Below are 20,685 nucleotides of genomic sequence, written 5' to 3'. Positions count from 1 at the left end.
GATTCACCGACAGCACTAAAACGAAAAAAAACCTCGGTTAAAACCGAGGCTTAATCTTATTTCAGTTATTCGTTTTTCATTAGCGACCTTTGCGGTAGCTTCGTACATAACGCTAAACCACCCATCATCAAGGCGATTAATGTCATCAAGGCATATTGTACTGACTGTAAACGAGACTCAGCCATCACATGGATCACGATACGTTGCTCTTCTGTATCGGCAATTAACTCTTCCATCATCACCATCGCCATATCGTTAGATACAAATGGAAGCGACGGTTGCTCAGCAATGATTTGCTTAGTTTGCGCAGTTAACGACTCATGCTGTGCAATGTTGGATTTGATCTCACCAGTGAGTGAGAACAGCATCACTGAACCTAAGATGGCGACACCAAATGCTTGGCCAACATTACGCGAAGTTGCTTGAATGCCTCCCGATTGCTGAGCTTCTCGCTCACTTAACGCCGAAGTCACTACAATAGAAGCCTGAGAAGCCAATAAGCCTGCACCAATACCAAAGATGGTCAGAGAGATGTATTGCCAGAAGGTGATCCCTTCAGTGGTAAAACCAAGAAACATCAATCCTGTACCTGCAGCGGCAATCACAAAGCCAAGCTGGCAAACACGCTGACAAGACCAGTTAGACAGTTTTGCAGGAGCGCCTAAAGAGCCAATCATCATACCCATAGCAAAGGCACACAATGCCATCCCTGAAGCAAGGGCGCTCATACCTGCCACAAGCTGCATGTAAGAGACGTTTATAAAGCCCGTTGCACCAAACAACAAGAAAATAGTGGCACACAACACAAGCCCCACCACTACTTGCGGGTTTTTAACATAAGATTGAGGTAGAAGTGGTGTGCCACCGTTTGCTTCAAAGCGGCGCTCCCAAATCATAAGCGCTTTTAGTACCGCAGCACCCAGCAATACCGTTGGGATAGCAGGAGACAGACCTAAAATAGAAGAATCGGTTAGTGGCGCAATTAAACCCCACTCAGAGATTTTTAATAGGCCAGTGACAAACAGTAATAAACCAACACCAGCTAAAGCAATACCGACAACATCTAATTTGCCTTTAAATGGTGCCACTTCAAGTTGCGGTAACTTCATGCTACCAAACATCACCAATAAGCAGTAAAAGCCAAGTCCCATAAAGGCAACTTTGAAGCTAGCAAAATCTAAAATGAAACCAAATAATAATGGCGTGATAGCACTGGCTAAGCCCACTAGAGCGGCAATGGCAGAAAACGCTATCGCCTGATCTTTACCTTTGTAAATACCAGCCACATTAGCCAGTACTGCAGGTATTAGCAAACATGCACCTAAGCCTGAACCGACTCGAGCACCGTAGTTAAGGACTTCCATATTCGGTGCAAATGCGGCTGCAAATGAAGCCACAGCCAACATGCCAGCGCCAATTATCATTTGGCGTTTCCAGCCAATAATAAGACCAATTAAGCCACCAGCAATCATACCTGCACCCGCAATGAGTGGGTACATGGCATTCGCCATTTGGATTTGTGGCATTGTCGCACCATGCAGTGCAATGAGCGCATCTGTTGAAATCGCAAGTCCCGAGTTATCTGCCATTGTAGAAAACTGAGCTGCAAGAAGGACAATAAGTGGAAACCACTTAGCCAACCCATTTTGTTCTTGTTGAATAGGTATAGAGGGTGTTGATACCGACATATTTGTTACCTTTATTGTTTGAGCTCTAGGCTCATTTATTTAAGTTCTATGAAATGCTGTCGGCATTTAATTATGTTTCGCTTTTTATCTCCAACCAAAAAAAGTAGTTTTGAAATAAAAAAAATAATAGATATAAAAAAAACTAATTAAACATGTCAAAACCATGTTTTAATTAGCTTTTTTATCAAATTACAGTAGCCGTTTTATCAACTGGCCACCGTTTCTTGTTTAAATAGAGTGCTTTTTATGCAGTTGATAAGAGGCCATCACCTCGCCAGAACCGATCAGATTGATAAATAGACTTTCCGCATCTAAACGCCACACTTCGATAGCCAGCAAGGATGGGACTCTAGGTACGATTATGCCTGTATCATCCATAAACGCTTCCAGTCCGGTGACTGAGCGATCATTGAGCACACTATAAACATGTTGATCTATCGTATGCTTCAATGTGATGGATGCATCCAGCGAATAGTTATGTCCATTGAAGGCGTTACTCACGGAAATCCTAGAATTACCCGGTTCAACGATCAACACCACACTACTGTTGATGGACCTCTGCTTAGAAAGAAGCGTTGTCCCCGTCCCTTCCCATATTCCTTTATAAATATATTCTTTATGTACAATGTATTGCTGATGGACATAACGACCAGAAAAATACGCTAACACAATAAAAATTGCCGAGGCCAGCCACTTTAACGCTACAGTTTTTTGCATTGCATCACCTCAGTATCAAGTTGGCAGACTGTATAATCCGTTCCGGAATGCATCACTACCACTTCCCTGTTGTTATACTCCGCACTAATTTGTGATTGAACGGCATTCGGGATCTCCGCCATTAAATACCAGGCGCTGTCTATTTTTTGACTGATGCGAGGCGTTGCTGGCTGACCAATACCTATCCCCCCAAGCGTAAATGCAATAATAGACGCTGCCGTTGCCACATAGAGATACACACGGTGCTGATTAGGTTCTATTTTCTCTGGAACCGTCACTAACGGAGCGGCTGCGCTCGATGGCGTGGTCATGCTCTCTTCTATTAGCGGTTTTTTCGACAGCAAATAGCCTTGTTTAGGGATAGTTCGGATAATAGTGCGTTCTTCATCTTTAAGAGAAAAGCGCAACGATTTGATCGTTTGATTGATGGTGGCATTGGTCGCATAAGAATTGGCCCACAGCTGCGCTTCAATCTCGGTGCGAGTGAGTACTTCAGGGAAGCTCTCTATCAAAGCATTAAGTAGGCTCGCTTCCCTTGCTCGCAACACCACTTTCTCACCGGACACTTCCAATACCCCAGATAACGGAGAAAATCGCAACTCTCCTAATGTATAGATGGGGGGCTCTAAAGAAAGTGGGGACATTCATGTTCCTTTACTATCAATGGGATGATCATTAATACCTAGTATAGACGGTGTGGATAGCCGTATTTTATACAATTCTCTAACAAAACAGGCTTTTACCACAAAAAATGATGACACAGAGCACACTATTTTTAGATTTTTCAATACTTAAAAATAGCCTGTTTAGCTGAATATTTTTTTTCACTTTATATCTTTTTATTTGGTTACCCAATTTTATCTAGTGCATCTAAAGTGGCTATCAATTTCACTTCATACAGATTGGGTTTCCTATGACAGCCTTAAAACAATACGCCTTAAGCAGTGCTCTAATTTTAATCGCCTTGCCTTCTTTTGCGGACAATCATATCGATAACGAAAACGCACCCGATCCTGGGGATCACACTAAAGTGTCTTCTGTGGTCAGTATTACCTACGGCAAGCAAAGCTACCGTGAAGACGACAATGACATGATGCAGATTCTGGGGCAGGTCTCTGGTGGCAAAGAGAATGGCAACTTATTCCTTGGGCAATTAACCCTGCAAGGTCAAGACAACGGAAAAGTAGGTAGCGATAATTTCAACTTATCTCAAGTGCGGGCGCGCTACTTTGAGGTCACAAAAACCCAATCGGAAATCGCCCCTATGATGGGTGTCTCTCTAGACTATATCGAAACCAGTTTTACCGATGCGCTCTCTGACCGTTTGTTTGCTCTTGGTGGCGTGGTCAAGCTAGAAATGCCATTTAGTAACTGGCTGTCATTCCCCATTTTGGCCGCCGCGGTGGGGCAAAATAACAAAAGTGTATCAAGAACAGGCTATGTTGATGATTGGTCTTACGGCATTCAATTTAACTATTTGAATTCCATTTACCTTAATTCCAACGGCACGCATATCCAGATAAACCCTCAGTTCAGTTCTATCGACTTTGGGGGACATTTAGGCACAGTAAATCAGTTGCAGTTAGAAACTGCACTGCAAATGCCCCTCTCCGACAACCGTAAACATTGGGGTAAATTTACTTACGTTGAGTTCTTTGATGATGTTGACCAGAGCTTTGGTCACAACCGACAAGGCACAGAAATCAAATTCACCTATAGCTATTTCTTCTAGTTTGCTCTTTCTCAGATGATTATCTGAAATTTAATAACACCTCACCGTGTTACTGTTTTGAGATTTGATCCATCTCTCCTTTGGGCTACCTAACGGTAGCTCTTTTTTTCTACAACCTTGCCCTCGCCTTTCTCTATTCAACGAGCTATCCATTTCTGTCAAACAACAAGCGTCCCGCAAAGCTATGGATTGCGACAAGGCGTCCCATATTAATGATGAATGATGCCTAGCTGAGTCGCACGGTCAAAATCGACGCTATTATACACTAAAGCATACAGCGCCGCTTCGCTGAGCAACAAAACTGACGTGGTGTTTTCAACTTGCGGTGTTGCGTGAATTTCCATGGGCTTGCCAGGATTCACCTTGGACCAAAGGTGAATGTCCACCAGATAGATATAAGCAACAGACTCAAGCGCATCCGCGTGTTGTTCTGCCATTAACTGAAGCCACCAACTCGTTCTTCTTAGTCCCTGTTTTCCTTCTAGTTTATCTATCTTAGTTAAATGATTATTGTCAATGGCATGTTGAGTGGCGATAGCAATATCAAGAGAGCCGGGAAAGCTCTCCGTAAAAGGATTATTGAACTGACCATCATAAGAACAAGCTTGCGCGGGCAAGCTTGCTCCTATCACCGTCACTAAACTCAATAACATCCATGTCAGTTTGAGTGTCATAGTTACGTCCTATGGAGTCACAATGTTAAACCAAAAGTTGAAGGTATCTAGCATGCCAACAAAGTCTTTAAACACTTTTGTATCGCCTTTCAGTTTGATATCACCATCAGAAATGGATTTTTCAAGAGTGGTAACCCCTAGCTGCACATCATCAAGCGCCGCCTTGGTTAATGAAAGTGACACATCCGGTTTATCATTGAGCTTTGTTGTATGGTTAAGTACTGAGTTTTCTATATATAAAGTGTACTGCTCATTAAGATCGGTGAAGTTAATATTAATGATGTACTCTTTGCCAGCGGCTTTTTCAGGCAACAATCGCACCGCGAGATAGTCAAACAACATTTCTGGTGGCATATTTTTGATGATATCAGGTGAAGCAGTGTTCGTTCCCCCAGCCGACGGTGTGCCATTTCTAAGCTCGTAAGCGCCTTGTAAATAGACCGAGCGCCAAGGGCCAGATTCTGCTTGATAACCTAGCTGTTCATAGGTGTCGGCCAGTAATGCTTTACCTATATTGCTTTGCGGGTTGGCAAACACCACATGTTTGAGTACTTCGGCGACCCAACGGTATTGGCCGTTGGCAAAATCTTTTTTCGACTTGTCTATTACCGCTTTCTCACCCCCCATATACTCAACATATTTAACGGCCACATCCTCCGGTGGCAGGTTGTTTAGATCAGAAGGGTTGCCGCTATACCAGCCCATGTAACGTTGGTAAACCGCTCGACTGTTATGACGAAGGGTGCCGTAGTAACCACGCGTGCTCCAATTATTTTCAATCTCATCAGGAAATTGAATCATTTCAGATATTTCCGAACCAATATAACCTTGGTTCATCAATCGAACCGTTTGATCATGCGTGTATTTATACATGTCACGTTGCAGTTTAAAATAGTCAACGATCTCTTCCTGTCCCCACATTGGCCAGTGGTGACTTTGGAATTTCACGTCTACTTCATCTCCCCACATTTCAATCGTTTCATTTAAATAAGAGGACCATTTTAACGCGTCACGCACCTGAGCTCCGCGCAGAGTCAAGATATTGTGCATAGTATTGGTACTGTTTTCCGCCATCCACAGCGCTTTTTTCTCAGGCAACCAAGTATTGATTTCCGTGGGTGCTTCTGAGCCCGGAGTATATTGGAAGACCATTTTTACACCATCGACCGTGTGCTCTTCTCCGGTTTTTTCAATGATCAATGTTGGACGAATTAAGGTAGCAAGACCTGTCGATGTCGTTTGACCTAACCCCCCATTCACGCCACCTTGAGCGTTTCGCGGCAACAGTGCACCGTACATGTATATAGCGCGTCGTCCCATGGCGTTACCCGCAATAACATTCTCCGATACGGCATGCTCTGTAAAACCATGGGAGGCGATGATTTGTACTTTTCCCGAATTCACATCCGCTTCATCAACAATGCCACGCACACCACCAAAATGGTCGATATGACTGTGGCTGTAGATGACAGCACTCACTGGGCGCTCACCAAGTTGGGCGTTAATAAATTTAAGGGCGGCCTTGGCCGTTTCTTGAGAAATGAGCGGATCAAACACAATCCACCCCGTTTTACCTTCAATGAAGGTAATATTGGTTAAATCATACCCCCTCACTTGATAGATACCGTCAGTCACTTTAAATAAGCCATTGATTACATTGAGTTGTGCATTCCGCCACAAACTCGGATTCACGCTATCTGGCGCTTTTGCATCAAGGGTGATGAATTTTTTGTACTCTTCGAGATCCCATACCACATCGCCATTATCGTTAGTAATGGTGACCACATCTTGCTTGGCGATAAAGCCCTTTTGCGCTCGGTCAAAATCTTTAGTGTCTTTAAATGGAAGCGTTTTATACAAAGCTTGATTAGCCTCAATCGTCGCTTGCGTTGCGGGCTTAGATTCTGCTGCAAAACTCCCTGTTGATATAACCATCGCTACCAGCGAAATGGCGAGTCGTTTCATAGTTCGTTCCCTCTTTATCGGCATCGTATGCACATAAAGACTAGGAGATAACTTTTTATTATTTCAGGAAATTGTACCTTGGGACGTATTTTTTAGTGATGACTCACAATTCAATGACGAATGACTGAACACGTCTTTAAAAACCTAAGACAGAAACCATCTGTAACATCTTTTGCCTATGCGTTTAATCGTGCCTTGAGCGTCGTAATCTACGCCACAAAAAACGAACTAAAAAAGCCATGTTTGTGCTCATTGAGCGCGCAAGCATTAGCACAAGATCTGTGGCAGATCTTTTAATCGAGTGGTGTATTGGGGAGATAAAAATTCTTGCTTCATTTGCCACTCTTGCTTTGTTCCCTGCGCAGCTAAAAACACCGAACCACGGCCAAATTGGTGATTAATTTTATCCAAAGCCAGCATTAAAGTGGGGTTGCCCGGTTCATCAAACAAATCTCCTTGACGCTGTTTATCCGACACTAAATCCATAATACCAACACCCATTTTATAGTATTCAACCCCGGGCCTAAATAAACGTGGTGCTATGGATGCCACCGCATTAGTCAATCGCAATGTATCATTGGTTGGAAATTCAAATTGATGGGTGGATTTAAAGCTTTGCGGAACATCATCAAATGGTGAGCTATTAGCAAAGGCCATCAGCACAGAGCACGAACTGTTTTGACTGCGCGCTTTTCTGGCTACGGTAGCCGCGTGAAATGCGAGCGCTTGTTTTAGCAACTCCAGTGATGTAATTCGTTGACCGACGCTGCGAGTACTGAAAATCTGTTGCTTATCCGCCCTGCACTCATCCCATGCTTTGCACGCCTGTCCATTGAGCTCACGGACGGTACGTTCAACATCGACATTAAAGGCGTACCTTGCTTGTTCTGGGTTAAGATTGGCCAAATCAAATGCTGTGTGTATCCCCATCATCTTCATACGCAACGTTAAACGGCGACCGATCCCCCATACTTCAGAAATAGGTTGAGCGGCTAAGTATTGCTGACGCTTTCTTTCAGAATCAATAATACATACCCCATTTAACTGTCGGTGAACCTTAGCGGATCTATTGGCCATTTTCGCTAATGTTAAGGTCTCTCCTGCCCCAAAACAAACCGGCAAACGACACTCTTTCCATACCGCTTGCCGCACTCTGTGACCAAAGTGAATTAAGTCAGATTCAAGATGAGACAAGTGGCTCATATCCAAAAAACATTCGTCGATACTATAAATGTGGCTTTTGGCTGAAAATGCAGTAATCGTCGCCATCATTTTTGCAGAAAGATCAGCATATAACGCATAATTGGATGAAAAAACGTGGACACCTTGCTGCTCTATTAATGTTTTTTGCTTAAAGTAAGGAGCAAATTTTTTCACCCCCACCTCTTTCGCCAACCGATTGGCTGCGACAACCGCACCATCATTATTTGATAACACAATACAAGGTTGTTGGCGTAAATCTGCCCGAAATACCTGCTCACAAGCAACGTACATAGCGTTGCAATCCACTAAAGCAAACATTACATAAATTCTGGAAGCGGTTTATGTAACCGAATGGAGCGTATTACGACCCCTTCAATGGTAAAAGCATCTTCAGGATGAATATCAATTGGACAGTGATTTGGGTTAGCCGATAACAGTTGCCGATGGTGCACATCAATGATTTTGCACATAAAGGCCCCATTGAGGCTAACGATAACCGCATCTAAATGCTGTGCTTGAGGCTTTCTGTCAATAACCAATAAGTCCCCATTGAATATGCCAATGCTTTCCATCGAATCGCCATTAGCATAAGCAAGATAGGTGGCATTAGGGTTATTGACTAAAATAGAATCCAGTGACACCCCTAACTCAACATATTCGGCTGCGGGTGATTCCCACGAAGTAAGAGAGCAAGAAACACTAGAAGGTGACAGAGGTAGAATGTTCATGTTTGACAACTCCAAACTTAATTACTGTATAAATATACAGTAATTATTGCTGATTCGTCAATTTTTACCAACCTGCGACTACCAAGGTGCGCAATGCCAAGAATAAGCGCCACTGGACGACACCTATTCTAATGAGTTCTGACTGAACTCGCTATTGCCCTATTTCAACTTTGTTTCGTATATAAGTGGGAATCGCGAGCGTATCATCCACATTAACAAAAGAGGCACCGGTATTAGCGCCCACAATCTCATTGAGTTCTTCAAAGCTCACGCCCACCACTCGAGAAGCCGTCATAAGACCATTAATAAATGACTTCTTATCGCTTTTTTTCTGCACTTCACTCACAGGGATTGCACAATACTCGCCATACTCTTGCTTTAGCAAAGTCAGTAACTTAACTTTTGTCGATTCCATATCTACACCTTTTATTCGAAATACAGCGATATTATCAAACAATGAGCCAACACGTTCTAAGATATTGCTCTAATAATGGGGGTTGAGGGGAATAAGTTGGGGTTGATGTATTGTAAAATGAAGAGTCACGAGATCCACTCTTATTTTGCATCTTAATAATGGTAAAGCAAAAGTGAGTCTTATGTTTTGTTCAATGCTCGATACAGTATCTACTGCACAATACGGGGCCTTACTTGTTTAGCATCTTTAAGGTCATATTTCTCGTATCAATTTGAGCTTCGACAATACTTAAAAAGCAAAATATCAATCCTAAGCCAACAATTGAAGCAGCAATAATCATAACGCCACTAGATATGGCCATAATCCCCGGGATAATTCCCCATTTAAAAGAAGCTATGCTAACGAATATCATAAAAACCCCCACCAGACACCCAATAATCGCTGCTACAGTTGCTATCCATTGAATTAGCCCACATGACTTAGGTAGTTCCATTATTTTCATCATTCACTCCTTGAAAGTTTAGTTACTTGCTTATCAATACCTTAAAGATAGTCAAACAAAACATGGATATTGAATTTCGATTAAAAATCAGTCTTTTTTAACACTCAGGAGTCTGTGGCCTGTTAGCAGATGAGGAATGAGGAGAGCAATGAAGGAGTGCTGAGAGCGTACTGAAATGAGCACTTGAGTATGGGTGTCTACATAAACATTTGTTCATTTTCCTTGAAACTGTTCAGCAATACAAAAATCAATGACGCCTAAGACACGATACACCTCGCCTCCAACATTTATTACACGATGATCTAGCCCTAGATAGCCAACGAGTGTGTCACCTTTATATTGTAAAGCACGCATATGAGGGAGTTGTTTGTAATAGGAGCGTTCAACTTGATGCTCTGGAAATGAGTGACTTCTCAAAATTCCAATCGACTTGTGCTGATCTTCAGTCACATCAATTTCATATACGATATCCATATTATCAATATCCTCTAATTTTACAGTCCCATGCTAAAGTAATGGCATAGAAGCAGAAAAAACCATAGTACGGCTAATACCTACTTGCATCTTTTAGCAGCTTAATTTTGAAAAATCGTTTAACTTTTCTTCACCACTGCAAAATGATGCTTTCTCAGCCTTAGCTTTAATTTCTCATCCAGGTGAATATCAAGCCTTGCCGTAGTCATAAAACCTCCAATCATACAGAGTGATTCCGCAATTAAATTGAGTATGAAATTCAAACAACCAAAGCGCAACTTATACGGACCCAATGCGGATTTGATTTTTAAGCTTGGTGAATATAGACATAATGTCCCCGAGGAGGTACTTCAAGAATGCTTAATTCTAACAGTTATACCCTGCCAGAAGGAGTTACTTAGGGATGTGAGTCAAATACACTCAAAATAAGTAACGTCAAAACGTTACTATCAAAGAAAGTAACGTAAATAGGTTACTACTAGAAGAAGTAACCTAAACACGTTACTATTAAAGTAAGGTAGCAATACAGCACTATTTATGTATATAGGAGCTTAGATATGGAAGAACAAGAACAACGAGTCAGGCCTATAGCCGTATTAAGTGGCGATATTATACGTTCTACCGAACTAGAACACAGTATGTATGAGGACCTACTATATACCTTGCATAATCAGCTCGCACTGATTCGCTCTCTAAATCCAAACAATAAATTCGAAGTGACTAGAGGCGATTCATTTCAAGTCTTAGTTCAAGACGTAGAAAATGCAGCCACGTACGCACTATTACTGAAAACTGGCCTAAAAACTAGAAATAGTACCTATGATTGTAGAATAAGCCTTGCTATAGGACATGATGTGTCTATTCGACATACTATTGGCAGTTCAACAGGTGATGCTTTCACTTTATCAGGAAGAGCGTTAGACAATATGACGACAGACACATTGAAAGTCTCGTCGCTAGTACAGCCATTCAATGAACACTTTGATCTACTCACTAAATACTTAGATCAGCAAATATCAGAAATGACAGAGCGCCAATGCGCAATCACATATATCGTACTTAAAAATAAGCACACTCTGACACAGAAAGAAATAGCGGAGTTATTGGGTGTACATAGAGTATCAGTAAACCGCTCCATAAATTCGGCAAAATTAAACTTACTCACTGAATATACACAATTATTTTCGCAAAAAGTAAGGGCGTTTTTTCTTTGAATACATTTCTCATTTTACTTCTATTTCTTACCATTTTGCATGTAGTGAGCGACTTCTATTTGCAGCCAAAATCATGGATTCAAGACAAACATGACAAGAAAGAAAGGTCTATCAAGCTGTATATACATTCAGCAATACACGGCTTAGTTTCGTCCATCCCAATTTTATTTATCACTACAAATTGGCATACCATTATCTGTATACTGATCATTATTGGCGTTTCTCACTGCCTAATCGATCTCATTAAGACATACTTAGGCAAAAGATTGCGGTACTTCCTTCTTGACCAAATACTACACATAACAGTCTTAGTTGCAGTTGCGTTGCATGTATCCCCATTAGATCTGTCCATATCAACAATGACGGATATCATTATTACTAAAAGTAACCTCGCTATCGCACTTGCTTATATTGTCATTTACCAGCCTACTTCAATTTTCATTGGTTCTGTTTTATCTAAATATACACCAGAGGTTAATGAAGAAAACGAAGGCTTGATTTCAGGTGGCGTCGTTATCGGGTATTTAGAACGAACATTAATACTCACTTTTACTATAACAGGCCAATTTTCCGTCATAGGGTTCATATTAGCGGCTAAGTCGATATTCAGGTTTGGCGAATTAAACAATTCAAAAAATCATAAACTAACAGAATACGTTCTATTAGGTTCATTACTTTCAGTAGCGATTACATCGATTATTGGATTAGCCGTAAAGAACTTTATTTAAAAAGTCACGACATAATGCCGCCACGCCAGTGCTAACCTCCAGTTACGTAGGTTAAAGTGAGTGCCACCTATTTACGTTCCAGAATCTGATAGCAAAGCCACCAAAGAGCAACTTACTAATAAAAGGCAACTACGTGATTGGGCTTGCTCAACCCCCAGATGAAGTGTCGACTGAGCGACACTTTTTCTTATTTATTATGCACTCAATCTCTTGCAATAGTTGGCCGACCTTGAAAGATCTTAGTAGATCCACCTTCTTGCGCATAAGCTTTCGCTTGAATCTTAATTTCTTCTTTTTCTCCCAAAAAAACAACAAACTTAAAGTACTTGACTGAAGTGAGAGAACTAGCCCACAGAGCATAAGGCGATGTCGGCGATAACCCGGTAATATTAGTCACTATTTCATACATCTCATCTAAAGACAGTTCGGAAGAACAATTATTGTTCCCTGATAAGTAAGCAGTTTTGTTTGCCGTATTCAGTAAAGCCGTAAATTTATACATTTTTAAATCCTCTAATGTTGAAGGTTACCGTTAACTCCGAGCGACTATAAAAAGCTAACACTCTTTATTGCTATAACCGTTTAGTTGCGGATTGCTGATTTACTATCGCTGTTGCGGAAAATTGGGAAATATAAATACAAAAAAGCCCTAACAACTCGCATCATCGCAAGTCAATTAGGGCTTTCTTTATACCATCACAATTTTAAACGAGCTTTACATCACTATTAAACAGACCACTGCGACAGTGAGCGTTTAAAATCGGAATATCCAAATTCGTTGAGTTTTACTATTTCGCCGCTGGTGCGTTGGCAGTAGATGGATGGCATTTTAATGCCGTTGAACCAGTTCAGTTTTACCATGGTGTATCCGGCGCTATCCATGATGTGTAGGCGTTGGCCTATTATTAGTGGCTTGGCAAATTGGGTTTCGCAGAACTGATCGCCTGCTAGGCAAGAGCATGAACCAATCACGTAGTGATGCTCTGCACCCTCTTGCGCCTCTAAAATGGATGCAGGCTCGTCATAGATAAGCGTATCTAAACGGTGCGCTTCGGTTGCCGAGTCTACAATGGCGGTTTTTTTGTCGTTTTCTACAATATCGACCACGGTGACCACAAGATCGGCGGTTTTGGTGATGATGGCTTCGCCGGGTTCTAGATAAAGCTGAACGCCATGCTTTTGCGAAAAGCTTTTCAGAGCGGAGGCGAGTTTTTCAAGCTCATATCCCGGCCATGTGAAAAAGACGCCGCCACCCAAGCTGACCCATTTCATTTGGTCTAGGTAATCACCAAACTGCGCAGAAATCGAATCCAATAAGCCAATAAACGAGTCAGCACTTTTGTTCTCACAGTTCATGTGGAACATGACGCCATCAATGCTGGCAAAGACGTCAGGCTTAATTTGATCCGCTTGCACGCCAAGGCGCGAGTATTGACGCGCAGGGTTGGCAAGATCTTGCCCTGCTACGCTCACACCTGGATTTAAACGCAAACCAATTGAAGCTTTGCCTTCGACAAGGTGACGGTAGTGCGCCAACTGGCTTTGAGAGTTGAAGATCATTTTATCGCAAACACTCGCCACTTCGATGACGTCTTGCTCGGTGTAGCCCACACTGTAAGCGTGAGTTTCGCCGCCAAAGGTTTCGTGACCCAATTTCACCTCATAAGGACCACTGCTGGTGGTGCCATCAAGGTAAGGCTTGATGATGTCAAATACGCCCCAAGTAGAGAAGCATTTCAGTGCCAAGACCAGTTTGACGCCAGAAAGCTCTTTGAGCTTTTTAGCGATTTCAAGGTTTTGAATGAGTTTGCCTTCATCAATCATGAAGTACGGTGTTTGCAATTGGGAATGGTTCATAAGTTGTCTAGCTCTTTAACCGAACAAAGCCGGCATAAATACCGGCTTTAATTTAGAAGATAATCGTTAAGTCTATTTCAGAGTTTGAATATCTGGCGCTTGCTGTGGATCAAGCTCTTGTACGTGCCAATCAAGACCAATCTCTGGCATCGTTGCTAAGAACGGATCAGGGTCAAGCTGTTCCATATTGAACACGCCTGCTTCTGCCCACTTACCACGGAAATATTGCAGCGCTGCCGTAATTGCAGGAACGCCAGTGGTATAAGAAATGGCTTGATGCTCAACATCTTCATACGCCACTTCATGATCGGCGTTGTTGTAGATAAATACGCCGCGCGCTTTACCGTCTTTAGTGCCGCGAACCCAAGTACCGATACAAGTCTTACCTTTGTAACCCGGTGCTAGAGACGTTGGATCAGGCAGCATAGCTTTCAGCACATGCAAAGGTTGTACAACCGTGCCGTCATGCAAAGTCAGCGGATCTGGGCTAAGCAGACCAATATCGCGCATACAGTTAAAGTAGTTTAAGTATGCATCGCCAAAGCCCATCCAAAACTCAATGCGTTTTGCTGGGATAAACTCTTGCATAGAACGTACTTCATCGTGCGCCATTGAGTAAACTTTATGCTTGCCTACTAACGGGAAATCGAACTCAAACATACGCTCGTGACAGCCGACTTGTTTCCACTCGCCATTTTCCCAATAGAAAGAATCGCCTTGGATTTCTAGCATATTGGTTTCAGGATCAAAGTTAGTGGCAAACTTCTTGCCGTGATCGCCTGCGTTCACGTCCATTACATCGATGGTGTCAATCTCATCAAACAAATGCTTAACAGCGTGAGCGGCAAATACGCTAACGACACCTGGATCAAAACCTGCGCCAAGAATACCGGTAATACCCGCTTCTTTAAACTTATCACGGAAGCCCCACTGCCAATCATAAGCTTGTGGTACTTGTTGTCCTTCAGAGCATAAATCTACCGCCACAGAAGTATCTAAGTAAGACACCTTCGCTTGCAGACACGCTTCCATGATGGTGATGTTAACCCAAGGAGGACCCGCATTAATCACCAAATCAGGTTTCACTTCTTTGATTAGCGCAACCAGAGCGGCCACATCGTCTGCATCAATTGCGCGTGATTGTAAGGTTTTTGCAGGATCTTTAAGGTTGTTTTTACCTTTGATCGAATCAATGATCTTGTCACATTTTGCGATAGTGCGTGAGGCAATCGTAATATCCCCCAACACATCATTATTTTGTGCGGCTTTATGCGCCACTACCCAACCAACGCCACCTGCGCCAATTTGCAAAACTGCCATTTTGTATTTCCTTTATTGTGCCGCTAGCTCTACCGCTAGCTTATCAATGTCATTTAATAATGTTTCGAAATCCGACAAGGTCAGACACGGATTTAAAATTGTAAATTTAAGCGCAGAATGACCATTCACAATGGTTTCGCCTAATACTGCAACGCCGCGAACTAATGCTTCAATACGCACTTGCTGATTTAGCTTGTCTAAGCGACCAGCATCAAGGTGCTTGCAACGGAACAATACGGTTGAAAGTGAAGGCGTTGCCAACAGGTCAAACATCGCGTGCTTTTTCACCATGCTGGCAACTTGCTGTGTTTGCTCAAGCAAATGGTCGTACATTGCGCCTAGTGTTTTAGGGCCCACGTTTTGCATGGTCATGTACACTTTTAGCGCGTCAAAACGCTTAGTGGTCGCCATGGTTTTATCAACCAAGTTTGGCAACTCATCATGCTCACGATTTAAGTAGTCAGCGTGATGCAATAGATAGTTAAAGTTGGCTTTGTCTTTAACTAGTAGCGAGCCACAGCTGATTGTTTGATAAAACAGCTTATGGAAATCCACCGATACAGAATCGGCTTTTTCTATGCCTTGCAGACGATGTTTATGACTGCTGAGGATTAATGCTCCGCCGTACGCGCCATCCACATGCAGCCACAGATTTTCGCGTTTGGCGATATCGACCATGGCGTTAATGTCATCAATGGCGCCGTGATCGGTCGTGCCCGCTGTGGCCACCATCGCAAACGGCATTAGACCTTCACTTTTCGCTTTAATGACGGCATCGGCAAGAGCCTGAGTATCTATGCTGCCATCTTCAAAGGTTTGAATGCACACCACTGATTTTTCGCCCAGTCCCATCCACGCTGCTGATTTTTGCACGGTGAAATGAGATTTGTCAGAGCAAAAGATACGCAGTTTGTCTGCATAGTTTGGGTTGCCAAGCTTTTGAATAGAATGTTGGCTGGTGACATCTGCAAACCAGTCACGCGCTAGAAGCAGACCCATTTGGTTGCTTTGCGTACCACCACTGGTAAATACGCCATCAGAAGCTTCGCCCATTTGGTATTGCTCGCACAGCCAATCCACCACTTTTTGCTCAACATAAGTTGCAGCAGAGGCTTGATCCCATGAATCCATTGATTGATTGAGTGTTGCAATCATCGCTTCTGCCGCAATCGCCGGCATCATAGGAGGCGTATGTAAATGCGCAATACAATTAGGGTGCTGTACCATAATTGAGTTTTTAGCGACTAATTCGGCAGTAGTGTCGACAACTTGCGTAAGTTCTTGATTACCAGAATTAAGATCAACTTCATTGATTTTCGCTTCAAGTTGTTGCGGGTCCACCCCAGAATACGGTTTATCGACTGCGGCAAAAACCGACTTCATCGCATCCACTGTGTGGTGCATGACTTTCGCGAACTCGTCTGCGCCTTCTACGCCAGTGTGCACAAAGTGTTGTTGCCACTGCTTATCGGTCGGCTCGGGATCTTTAAGTGAACCGCCTGCGGCTAAAATCGCCTCTTGCAGGGTTTTTAACGCAAAGTCGATTTGCGCGTAAGAGATGATAATAGGAGGAAGGAAACGAATGACACTGCCATCACGACCGCCTTTTTCAACCATCAAACCACGCTCAAGTGCGGCGCGCTGTATAGCAAGCGTTAGGTCGCCATCGGCAATACGCTCAGCAAATTTGTTGCATTCACCGCTTGGTTTTACAATCTCGACGCCAAGCATCAAACCTTTACCACGCACTTCTGCAATGCAGTTAACGCGACGTTGAATGGCTTCTAAGCCTTCACGTAAGTACTGACCTGCTTTTGCAGCATGTTCAACAAGGTTATCACGCTCAATGATCTCAAGGGCTTTAGCACCGGTCACCATGGCTAACTGATTACCACGGAACGTTCCGGTATGCTCTCCAGCGTTCCAAGTATCATTTTCTTTTTTAAACACCAGCAATGACATTGGTAAGCCGCCGCCAATGGCCTTAGAAAGACACAAGATGTCAGGGCTAATACCTGCTTCTTCAAAAGCAAAGTTATAACCGGTTTTACCTACGCCACATTGAATTTCGTCAAGCACCAGTAAGATATTGTGCTCATCACAAATGCGGCGCAGTTCGCGTAGCCAAAATGCTGGGGCTGGGATCACGCCTCCCTCCCCTTGCACTGGCTCTACAAAAATGGCGGCAGGCTTCATAATGCCCGACTCATCATCATTTAGCAGGCGTTCCATATAACGGATGCTCGCTTTAGCACCGGCATCGCCGCCTAAACCAAACGGGCAACGCAGGTTATATGGAAATGGCATAAAGTGCACATCTGACATCAAACCAGTACGGCGCGCTTTAGTACTTAAATTGCCCATCATGCCCATAGTGCCGTTGGTCATGCCATGATAGGCACCACGAAAGGCAAATACGGTATTACGACCTGTGGTTTGCTTCGCCAGTTTGATGGCCGCTTCTACGGCGTCCGCACCGGATGGACCACAAAACTGAATGGCTGAGTTTTTAGCAAACTCTTCGGGTAAAAAAGCTTTAACCCGCTTGATAAAGGTATCTTTTGCTTGGGTGGTCATATCAAGGGTTTGATACGGCAAACCACTTTCTAGCTCTTTTTTCAAAGCATGATTAATTTCTGGATGGTTATAGCCAAGCACCAAAGTACCCGCACCTGCCAAACAGTCTAAAAACATTTGACCGCGCGTATCTTCAACCAACGCGCCATAAGCACGTTTAATGGCAAGAGGAAGACGACGAGGGTATGAACGAACCTCAGATTCGTGCTCAGCTTGATCAATTAACATTTGATCTGGAGTGAGGTCGTAAAGGCCCTCAACAACAGGAACATCACTTGAAAACTCAGCATTACTTGCCGAAATTTCAAATTCAAATGCAGAACTCATAGATTTACCTAAATTGGAGTAGTATCTGCCTAAGCCCATTCATAGAAATGGACTTGATGGCATTACAAAAAAGATGGTACGTAAACCTGCCTCAAAGAGAGAAGGTAAAGAAGTTAGTCACTTTGGGGTGATCGTCAGAGGTGACAGATCAAGGCTCAGTAATAATACTGTAAGCCGGAAGTACAAAGCTGATTGTCAGATTAGATTGATTCATGTTGGGTGCCTGTTTCGATGTCATCTCTGACATGCTCTTTCCCATCTATCAAACGATGGCCGTTTGATACCTACCCTACGTAATATCACAATCAGCTTAGAATGCTTATTACGCGTGTCCCTCAGGGTCCCCTGAGATTGCGCGGGAATTTATCAATAAAACAATGAGATAGCAATAGAATCGCCCAATATTATGCGCACTTTTTTATTTCAAAATGTTGCATAGATAAAATGGCACATTTCAGGCATTAAAAAAGCCTCAGCATTTCTGCTAAGGCTTTTAATTTGGAGCGACACACGAGGTTCGAACTCGTGACCTCAACCTTGGCAAGGTTGCGCTCTACCAACTGAGCTAGTGTCGCATAACTTTTAGAATTATGGAGGCGCCTCCCGGAGTCGAACCGAGGTCCACGGATTTGCAATCCGCTGCATAGCCACTCTGCCAAGGCGCCATATTCTTTGTATCAATAAATTTGGAGCGACACACGAGGTTCGAACTCGTGACCTCAACCTTGGCAAGGTTGCGCTCTACCAACTGAGCTAGTGTCGCAGTATGTTCTTTAGAAGAACATAAAAATAGATGGTGCCCCGGGCCGGACTTGAACCGGCACAGCGCGAACGCCGAGGGATTTTAAATCCCTTGTGTCTACCAATTCCACCACCAGGGCACGCAAACTTGTTGCGATGGGTAAGACACCATCTTCAATAACGAACTTATGTTCACTATCTTATAATTTGTAATTTGGAGCGACACACGAGGTTCGCTTTCCCTTGAACATAAGCGTGACCTCAACCTTGGCGAGGTTACGCTCTATCAACTGATGTTGATATGGTGTTCTAAATTTGGAGCGACACACGAGGTTCGAACTCGTGACCTCAACCTTGGCAAGGTTGCGCTCTACCAACTGAGCTAGTGTCGCAGTATGTTCTTTAGAAGAACAAAAATAGATGGTGCCCCGGGCCGGACTTGAACCGGCACAGCGCGAACGCCGAGGGATTTTAAATCCCTTGTGTCTACCAATTCCACCACCAGGGCACGCAAACTTGTTGCGATGGGTAAGACACCATCTTCAATAACGAACTTACGTTCACTATCTTATAATTTGTAATTTGGAGCGACACACGAGGTTCGCTTTCCCTTGAACATAAGCGTGACCTCAACCTTGGCGAGGTTACGCTCTATCAACTGATGTTGATATGATGTTGTAAATTTGGAGCGACACACGAGGTTCGCTTTCCCTTGAACATAAGCGTGACCTCAACCTTGGCAAGGTTACGCTCTACCAACTGATGTTGATATGATGTTGTAAATTTGGAGCGACACACGAGGTTCGAACTCGTGACCTCAACCTTGGCAAGGTTGCGCTCTACCAACTGAGCTAGTGTCGCAATTTCTCTAAAAGAGAATGGAGGCGCCTCCCGGAATCGAACCGAGGTCCACGGATTTGCAATCCGCTGCATAGCCACTCTGCCAAGGCGCCGTAGTACTTAGTGAGGTAATTCCTCTTGGGTACGGGGTGGCATTTTACGGATTCGACTGTGTGAGTCAATAAAATTTTTCGAAATATGATTCGTTTGCTCGCTTTACAAACAAACCAATGCAAGATGGTTAGATAAGTATCAAAAATTGGTTAAAATACAGCACAATTGTTCTATTTTTCTTCAGCCTATTTTCGGGTAACTGTTTGTTTGAGCAGGCAAGAAATAATCAATAAGGTAAAATACCCCTTGAAGCGAGTAAAAAACAAAAAAAAAGCCAGCTTACGCTGACTTCTTTTTTCTATTTGGCTTAATCCGCTTCGAGCAAATCATCTTTAGCTGCATGCAAATACTGTATCATTGACCATAAGGTGAGTACTGTTGCGACAAATAGTGCTAAATAGCCAATCCAAATCATCCAGTCATCATAGCGCCAGATCAAGACCCAAAGAGCAAACATTTGCGAGAAGGTTTTTACTTTGCCTATCCATGACACGGCAACATTTGAACGTTTGCCTATTTCTGCCATCCATTCCCGTAGTGCTGAAATAATGATCTCTCTTGAAATCATGATGATGGCGGGGATAGTGATCCAAATGGTATTGTAATGCTCTGCAATTAATAGCAACGCGGTGGCTACCATGACTTTATCGGCAACAGGGTCAAGGAACGCACCAAAACGCGATGTCTGCCCTAACTTACGTGCAAGTACTCCATCAAGCCAATCGGTAAAACCGGCTACCCAAAACACCATCGCTGCGGTGAAAGGTGCCCAGGTAAAAGGTAGGTAGAATGCAATGACAAACACTGGTATCAAAAACAAGCGGAGCAAGGTAAGTATATTTGGGATAGTAAATCGCATTTTATTTACT

Annotated in this window: 17 protein-coding genes, 8 tRNA genes and 2 pseudogenes; 4 read left to right on the top strand and 23 right to left on the bottom strand. The window is 43.2% G+C overall.

Going from position 1 to position 20,685, the window contains the following annotated elements; genetic code table 11:
- Window positions 1-65 precede the first annotated feature (65 nt).
- The 3 genes from OCU56_RS05710 to OCU56_RS05700 form a co-directional block, all read right to left on the bottom strand.
- A complete protein-coding gene (locus OCU56_RS05710; RefSeq protein WP_261874560.1) occupies window positions 66-1,688 on the bottom strand; it encodes an MFS transporter in 1,623 nt (540 codons plus the stop codon).
- A gap of 228 nt (window positions 1,689-1,916) precedes the next feature.
- Window positions 1,917-2,405: a hypothetical protein gene (locus tag OCU56_RS05705; RefSeq protein ID WP_261874559.1), complete on the bottom strand. Its 489-nt coding sequence runs from the start codon at window positions 2,403-2,405 to the stop codon at window positions 1,917-1,919.
- Entirely contained in the window at window positions 2,390-3,049 is a 660-nt protein-coding gene (locus OCU56_RS05700; RefSeq protein WP_261874558.1) for a winged helix-turn-helix domain-containing protein, read from the bottom strand. Before OCU56_RS05700 ends, OCU56_RS05705 begins: the two co-directional genes overlap by 16 nt.
- 269 nt (window positions 3,050-3,318) lie before the next feature.
- On the opposite strand from OCU56_RS05700, the gene OCU56_RS05695 reads away from it, so the two are divergent.
- A complete protein-coding gene (locus OCU56_RS05695; protein ID WP_261874557.1) occupies window positions 3,319-4,137 on the top strand; it encodes a hypothetical protein in 819 nt (272 codons plus the stop codon).
- Between the two features lie 209 nt (window positions 4,138-4,346).
- Here OCU56_RS05695 and OCU56_RS05690 read toward each other — a convergent pair whose 3' ends face one another.
- The 7 genes and pseudogenes from OCU56_RS05690 to OCU56_RS05660 all read right to left on the bottom strand — a co-directional run.
- Window positions 4,347-4,811, bottom strand: coding sequence for a hypothetical protein (locus tag OCU56_RS05690; protein WP_261874556.1), 465 nt, complete (start codon window positions 4,809-4,811; stop codon window positions 4,347-4,349).
- A gap of 9 nt (window positions 4,812-4,820) precedes the next feature.
- The gene (locus OCU56_RS05685; RefSeq protein WP_261874555.1) at window positions 4,821-6,776 is read right to left on the bottom strand and encodes an alkyl/aryl-sulfatase; all 1,956 of its coding nucleotides are present in this window, start codon (window positions 6,774-6,776) and stop codon (window positions 4,821-4,823) included.
- A gap of 267 nt (window positions 6,777-7,043) precedes the next feature.
- Entirely contained in the window at window positions 7,044-8,297 is a 1,254-nt protein-coding gene (locus tag OCU56_RS05680) for a Y-family DNA polymerase (RefSeq protein ID WP_261874554.1), read from the bottom strand.
- On the bottom strand, window positions 8,297-8,707 hold the full coding sequence (locus OCU56_RS05675) for a LexA family protein (RefSeq protein WP_261874553.1): 411 nt from the start codon (window positions 8,705-8,707) through the stop codon (window positions 8,297-8,299). The genes OCU56_RS05680 and OCU56_RS05675 overlap by 1 nt, the downstream gene beginning before the upstream one ends.
- Window positions 8,708-8,858: 151 nt before the next feature.
- The gene (locus OCU56_RS05670; protein WP_261874552.1) at window positions 8,859-9,122 is read right to left on the bottom strand and encodes a hypothetical protein; all 264 of its coding nucleotides are present in this window, start codon (window positions 9,120-9,122) and stop codon (window positions 8,859-8,861) included.
- Between the two features lie 229 nt (window positions 9,123-9,351).
- Window positions 9,352-9,627 carry a hypothetical protein gene (locus tag OCU56_RS05665; RefSeq protein WP_261874551.1) on the bottom strand — a complete coding sequence of 92 codons (276 nt, stop codon included), beginning with the start codon at window positions 9,625-9,627 and terminating at the stop codon, window positions 9,352-9,354.
- 213 nt (window positions 9,628-9,840) lie between these two features.
- Window positions 9,841-10,098: pseudogene (locus tag OCU56_RS05660) on the bottom strand (GNAT family N-acetyltransferase); the annotation flags it as partial.
- A 557-nt stretch (window positions 10,099-10,655) separates the two neighbouring features.
- On the opposite strand from OCU56_RS05660, the gene OCU56_RS05655 reads away from it, so the two are divergent.
- The 3 genes and pseudogenes from OCU56_RS05655 (at window position 10,656) to OCU56_RS05650 (ending at window position 12,040) form a co-directional block, all read left to right on the top strand.
- Window positions 10,656-11,312, top strand: coding sequence for a helix-turn-helix domain-containing protein (locus OCU56_RS05655; protein WP_261874550.1), 657 nt, complete (start codon window positions 10,656-10,658; stop codon window positions 11,310-11,312).
- Window positions 11,309-11,665, top strand: a pseudogene (locus OCU56_RS17505) (DUF3307 domain-containing protein); the annotation flags it as partial. The gene OCU56_RS05655 and the pseudogene OCU56_RS17505, both read left to right, overlap by 4 nt.
- A 6-nt stretch (window positions 11,666-11,671) precedes the next feature.
- Entirely contained in the window at window positions 11,672-12,040 is a 369-nt protein-coding gene (locus OCU56_RS05650) for a hypothetical protein (protein WP_261874549.1), read from the top strand.
- A gap of 202 nt (window positions 12,041-12,242) precedes the next feature.
- On the opposite strand, the gene OCU56_RS05645 is transcribed toward OCU56_RS05650, so the two are convergent.
- From OCU56_RS05645 to pgsA, 13 genes are all read right to left on the bottom strand, one after another.
- Window positions 12,243-12,542, bottom strand: a complete 300-nt coding sequence (locus tag OCU56_RS05645) for a hypothetical protein (RefSeq protein WP_261874548.1) — start codon at window positions 12,540-12,542, stop codon at window positions 12,243-12,245.
- A 224-nt stretch (window positions 12,543-12,766) separates the two neighbouring features.
- On the bottom strand, window positions 12,767-13,897 hold the full coding sequence (gene nspC, locus OCU56_RS05640; protein ID WP_261874547.1) for a carboxynorspermidine decarboxylase: 1,131 nt from the start codon (window positions 13,895-13,897) through the stop codon (window positions 12,767-12,769).
- Between the two features lie 72 nt (window positions 13,898-13,969).
- Window positions 13,970-15,217: a carboxynorspermidine synthase gene (locus OCU56_RS05635; RefSeq protein WP_261874546.1), complete on the bottom strand. Its 1,248-nt coding sequence runs from the start codon at window positions 15,215-15,217 to the stop codon at window positions 13,970-13,972.
- Between the two features lie 12 nt (window positions 15,218-15,229).
- Complete coding sequence (locus tag OCU56_RS05630) at window positions 15,230-18,121, bottom strand: pyridoxal phosphate-dependent class III aminotransferase (protein ID WP_261874545.1); 2,892 nt, start codon at window positions 18,119-18,121, stop codon at window positions 15,230-15,232.
- A gap of 499 nt (window positions 18,122-18,620) precedes the next feature.
- Window positions 18,621-18,696: transfer RNA gene (locus tag OCU56_RS05625), tRNA-Gly, on the bottom strand.
- 16 nt (window positions 18,697-18,712) lie between these two features.
- A tRNA-Cys gene (locus tag OCU56_RS05620) sits at window positions 18,713-18,786 on the bottom strand.
- A gap of 22 nt (window positions 18,787-18,808) precedes the next feature.
- Window positions 18,809-18,884 (bottom strand) — tRNA-Gly (locus tag OCU56_RS05615).
- A 31-nt stretch (window positions 18,885-18,915) separates the two neighbouring features.
- Window positions 18,916-19,002, bottom strand: a tRNA-Leu gene (locus tag OCU56_RS05610).
- Between the two features lie 176 nt (window positions 19,003-19,178).
- Window positions 19,179-19,254 (bottom strand) — tRNA-Gly (locus OCU56_RS05605).
- Window positions 19,255-19,283: 29 nt separating this feature from the next.
- Window positions 19,284-19,370 (bottom strand) — tRNA-Leu (locus OCU56_RS05600).
- A gap of 277 nt (window positions 19,371-19,647) precedes the next feature.
- Window positions 19,648-19,723, bottom strand: a tRNA-Gly gene (locus OCU56_RS05595).
- An 18-nt stretch (window positions 19,724-19,741) separates the two neighbouring features.
- Window positions 19,742-19,815: transfer RNA gene (locus OCU56_RS05590), tRNA-Cys, on the bottom strand.
- Between the two features lie 308 nt (window positions 19,816-20,123).
- Window positions 20,124-20,675: a CDP-diacylglycerol--glycerol-3-phosphate 3-phosphatidyltransferase gene (pgsA, locus tag OCU56_RS05585; RefSeq protein WP_261874544.1), complete on the bottom strand. Its 552-nt coding sequence runs from the start codon at window positions 20,673-20,675 to the stop codon at window positions 20,124-20,126.
- Window positions 20,676-20,685: the final 10 nt, after the last annotated feature.

It is taken from the genome of Vibrio rarus, assembly GCF_024347075.1.
In the GTDB taxonomy this organism is placed as follows: Bacteria; Pseudomonadota; Gammaproteobacteria; order Enterobacterales; family Vibrionaceae; genus Vibrio; species Vibrio rarus.
This window is presented reverse-complemented; position numbering and strand designations above follow the sequence as displayed.

What these genes read in the sequence shown, in the direction of transcription:
- pgsA (WP_261874544.1), bottom strand. Translation starts at nt 20,675, where the DNA reads ATGCGATTTACTATCCCAAATATACTTACCTTGCTCCGCTTGTTTTTG.
- OCU56_RS05635 (WP_261874546.1), bottom strand. Translation starts at nt 15,217, where the DNA reads ATGGCAGTTTTGCAAATTGGCGCAGGTGGCGTTGGTTGGGTAGTGGCG.
- OCU56_RS05630 (WP_261874545.1), bottom strand. Translation starts at nt 18,121, where the DNA reads ATGAGTTCTGCATTTGAATTTGAAATTTCGGCAAGTAATGCTGAGTTT.
- OCU56_RS05655 (WP_261874550.1), top strand. Translation starts at nt 10,656, where the DNA reads ATGGAAGAACAAGAACAACGAGTCAGGCCTATAGCCGTATTAAGTGGC.
- OCU56_RS05650 (WP_261874549.1), top strand. Translation starts at nt 11,672, where the DNA reads ATGACGGATATCATTATTACTAAAAGTAACCTCGCTATCGCACTTGCT.
- nspC (WP_261874547.1), bottom strand. Translation starts at nt 13,897, where the DNA reads ATGAACCATTCCCAATTGCAAACACCGTACTTCATGATTGATGAAGGC.
- OCU56_RS05710 (WP_261874560.1), bottom strand. Translation starts at nt 1,688, where the DNA reads ATGTCGGTATCAACACCCTCTATACCTATTCAACAAGAACAAAATGGG.
- OCU56_RS05645 (WP_261874548.1), bottom strand. Translation starts at nt 12,542, where the DNA reads ATGTATAAATTTACGGCTTTACTGAATACGGCAAACAAAACTGCTTAC.
- OCU56_RS05675 (WP_261874553.1), bottom strand. Translation starts at nt 8,707, where the DNA reads ATGAACATTCTACCTCTGTCACCTTCTAGTGTTTCTTGCTCTCTTACT.
- OCU56_RS05695 (WP_261874557.1), top strand. Translation starts at nt 3,319, where the DNA reads ATGACAGCCTTAAAACAATACGCCTTAAGCAGTGCTCTAATTTTAATC.
- OCU56_RS05670 (WP_261874552.1), bottom strand. Translation starts at nt 9,122, where the DNA reads ATGGAATCGACAAAAGTTAAGTTACTGACTTTGCTAAAGCAAGAGTAT.
- OCU56_RS05705 (WP_261874559.1), bottom strand. Translation starts at nt 2,405, where the DNA reads ATGCAAAAAACTGTAGCGTTAAAGTGGCTGGCCTCGGCAATTTTTATT.
- OCU56_RS05685 (WP_261874555.1), bottom strand. Translation starts at nt 6,776, where the DNA reads ATGAAACGACTCGCCATTTCGCTGGTAGCGATGGTTATATCAACAGGG.
- OCU56_RS05665 (WP_261874551.1), bottom strand. Translation starts at nt 9,627, where the DNA reads ATGATGAAAATAATGGAACTACCTAAGTCATGTGGGCTAATTCAATGG.
- OCU56_RS05700 (WP_261874558.1), bottom strand. Translation starts at nt 3,049, where the DNA reads ATGTCCCCACTTTCTTTAGAGCCCCCCATCTATACATTAGGAGAGTTG.
- OCU56_RS05690 (WP_261874556.1), bottom strand. Translation starts at nt 4,811, where the DNA reads ATGACACTCAAACTGACATGGATGTTATTGAGTTTAGTGACGGTGATA.
- OCU56_RS05680 (WP_261874554.1), bottom strand. Translation starts at nt 8,297, where the DNA reads ATGTTTGCTTTAGTGGATTGCAACGCTATGTACGTTGCTTGTGAGCAG.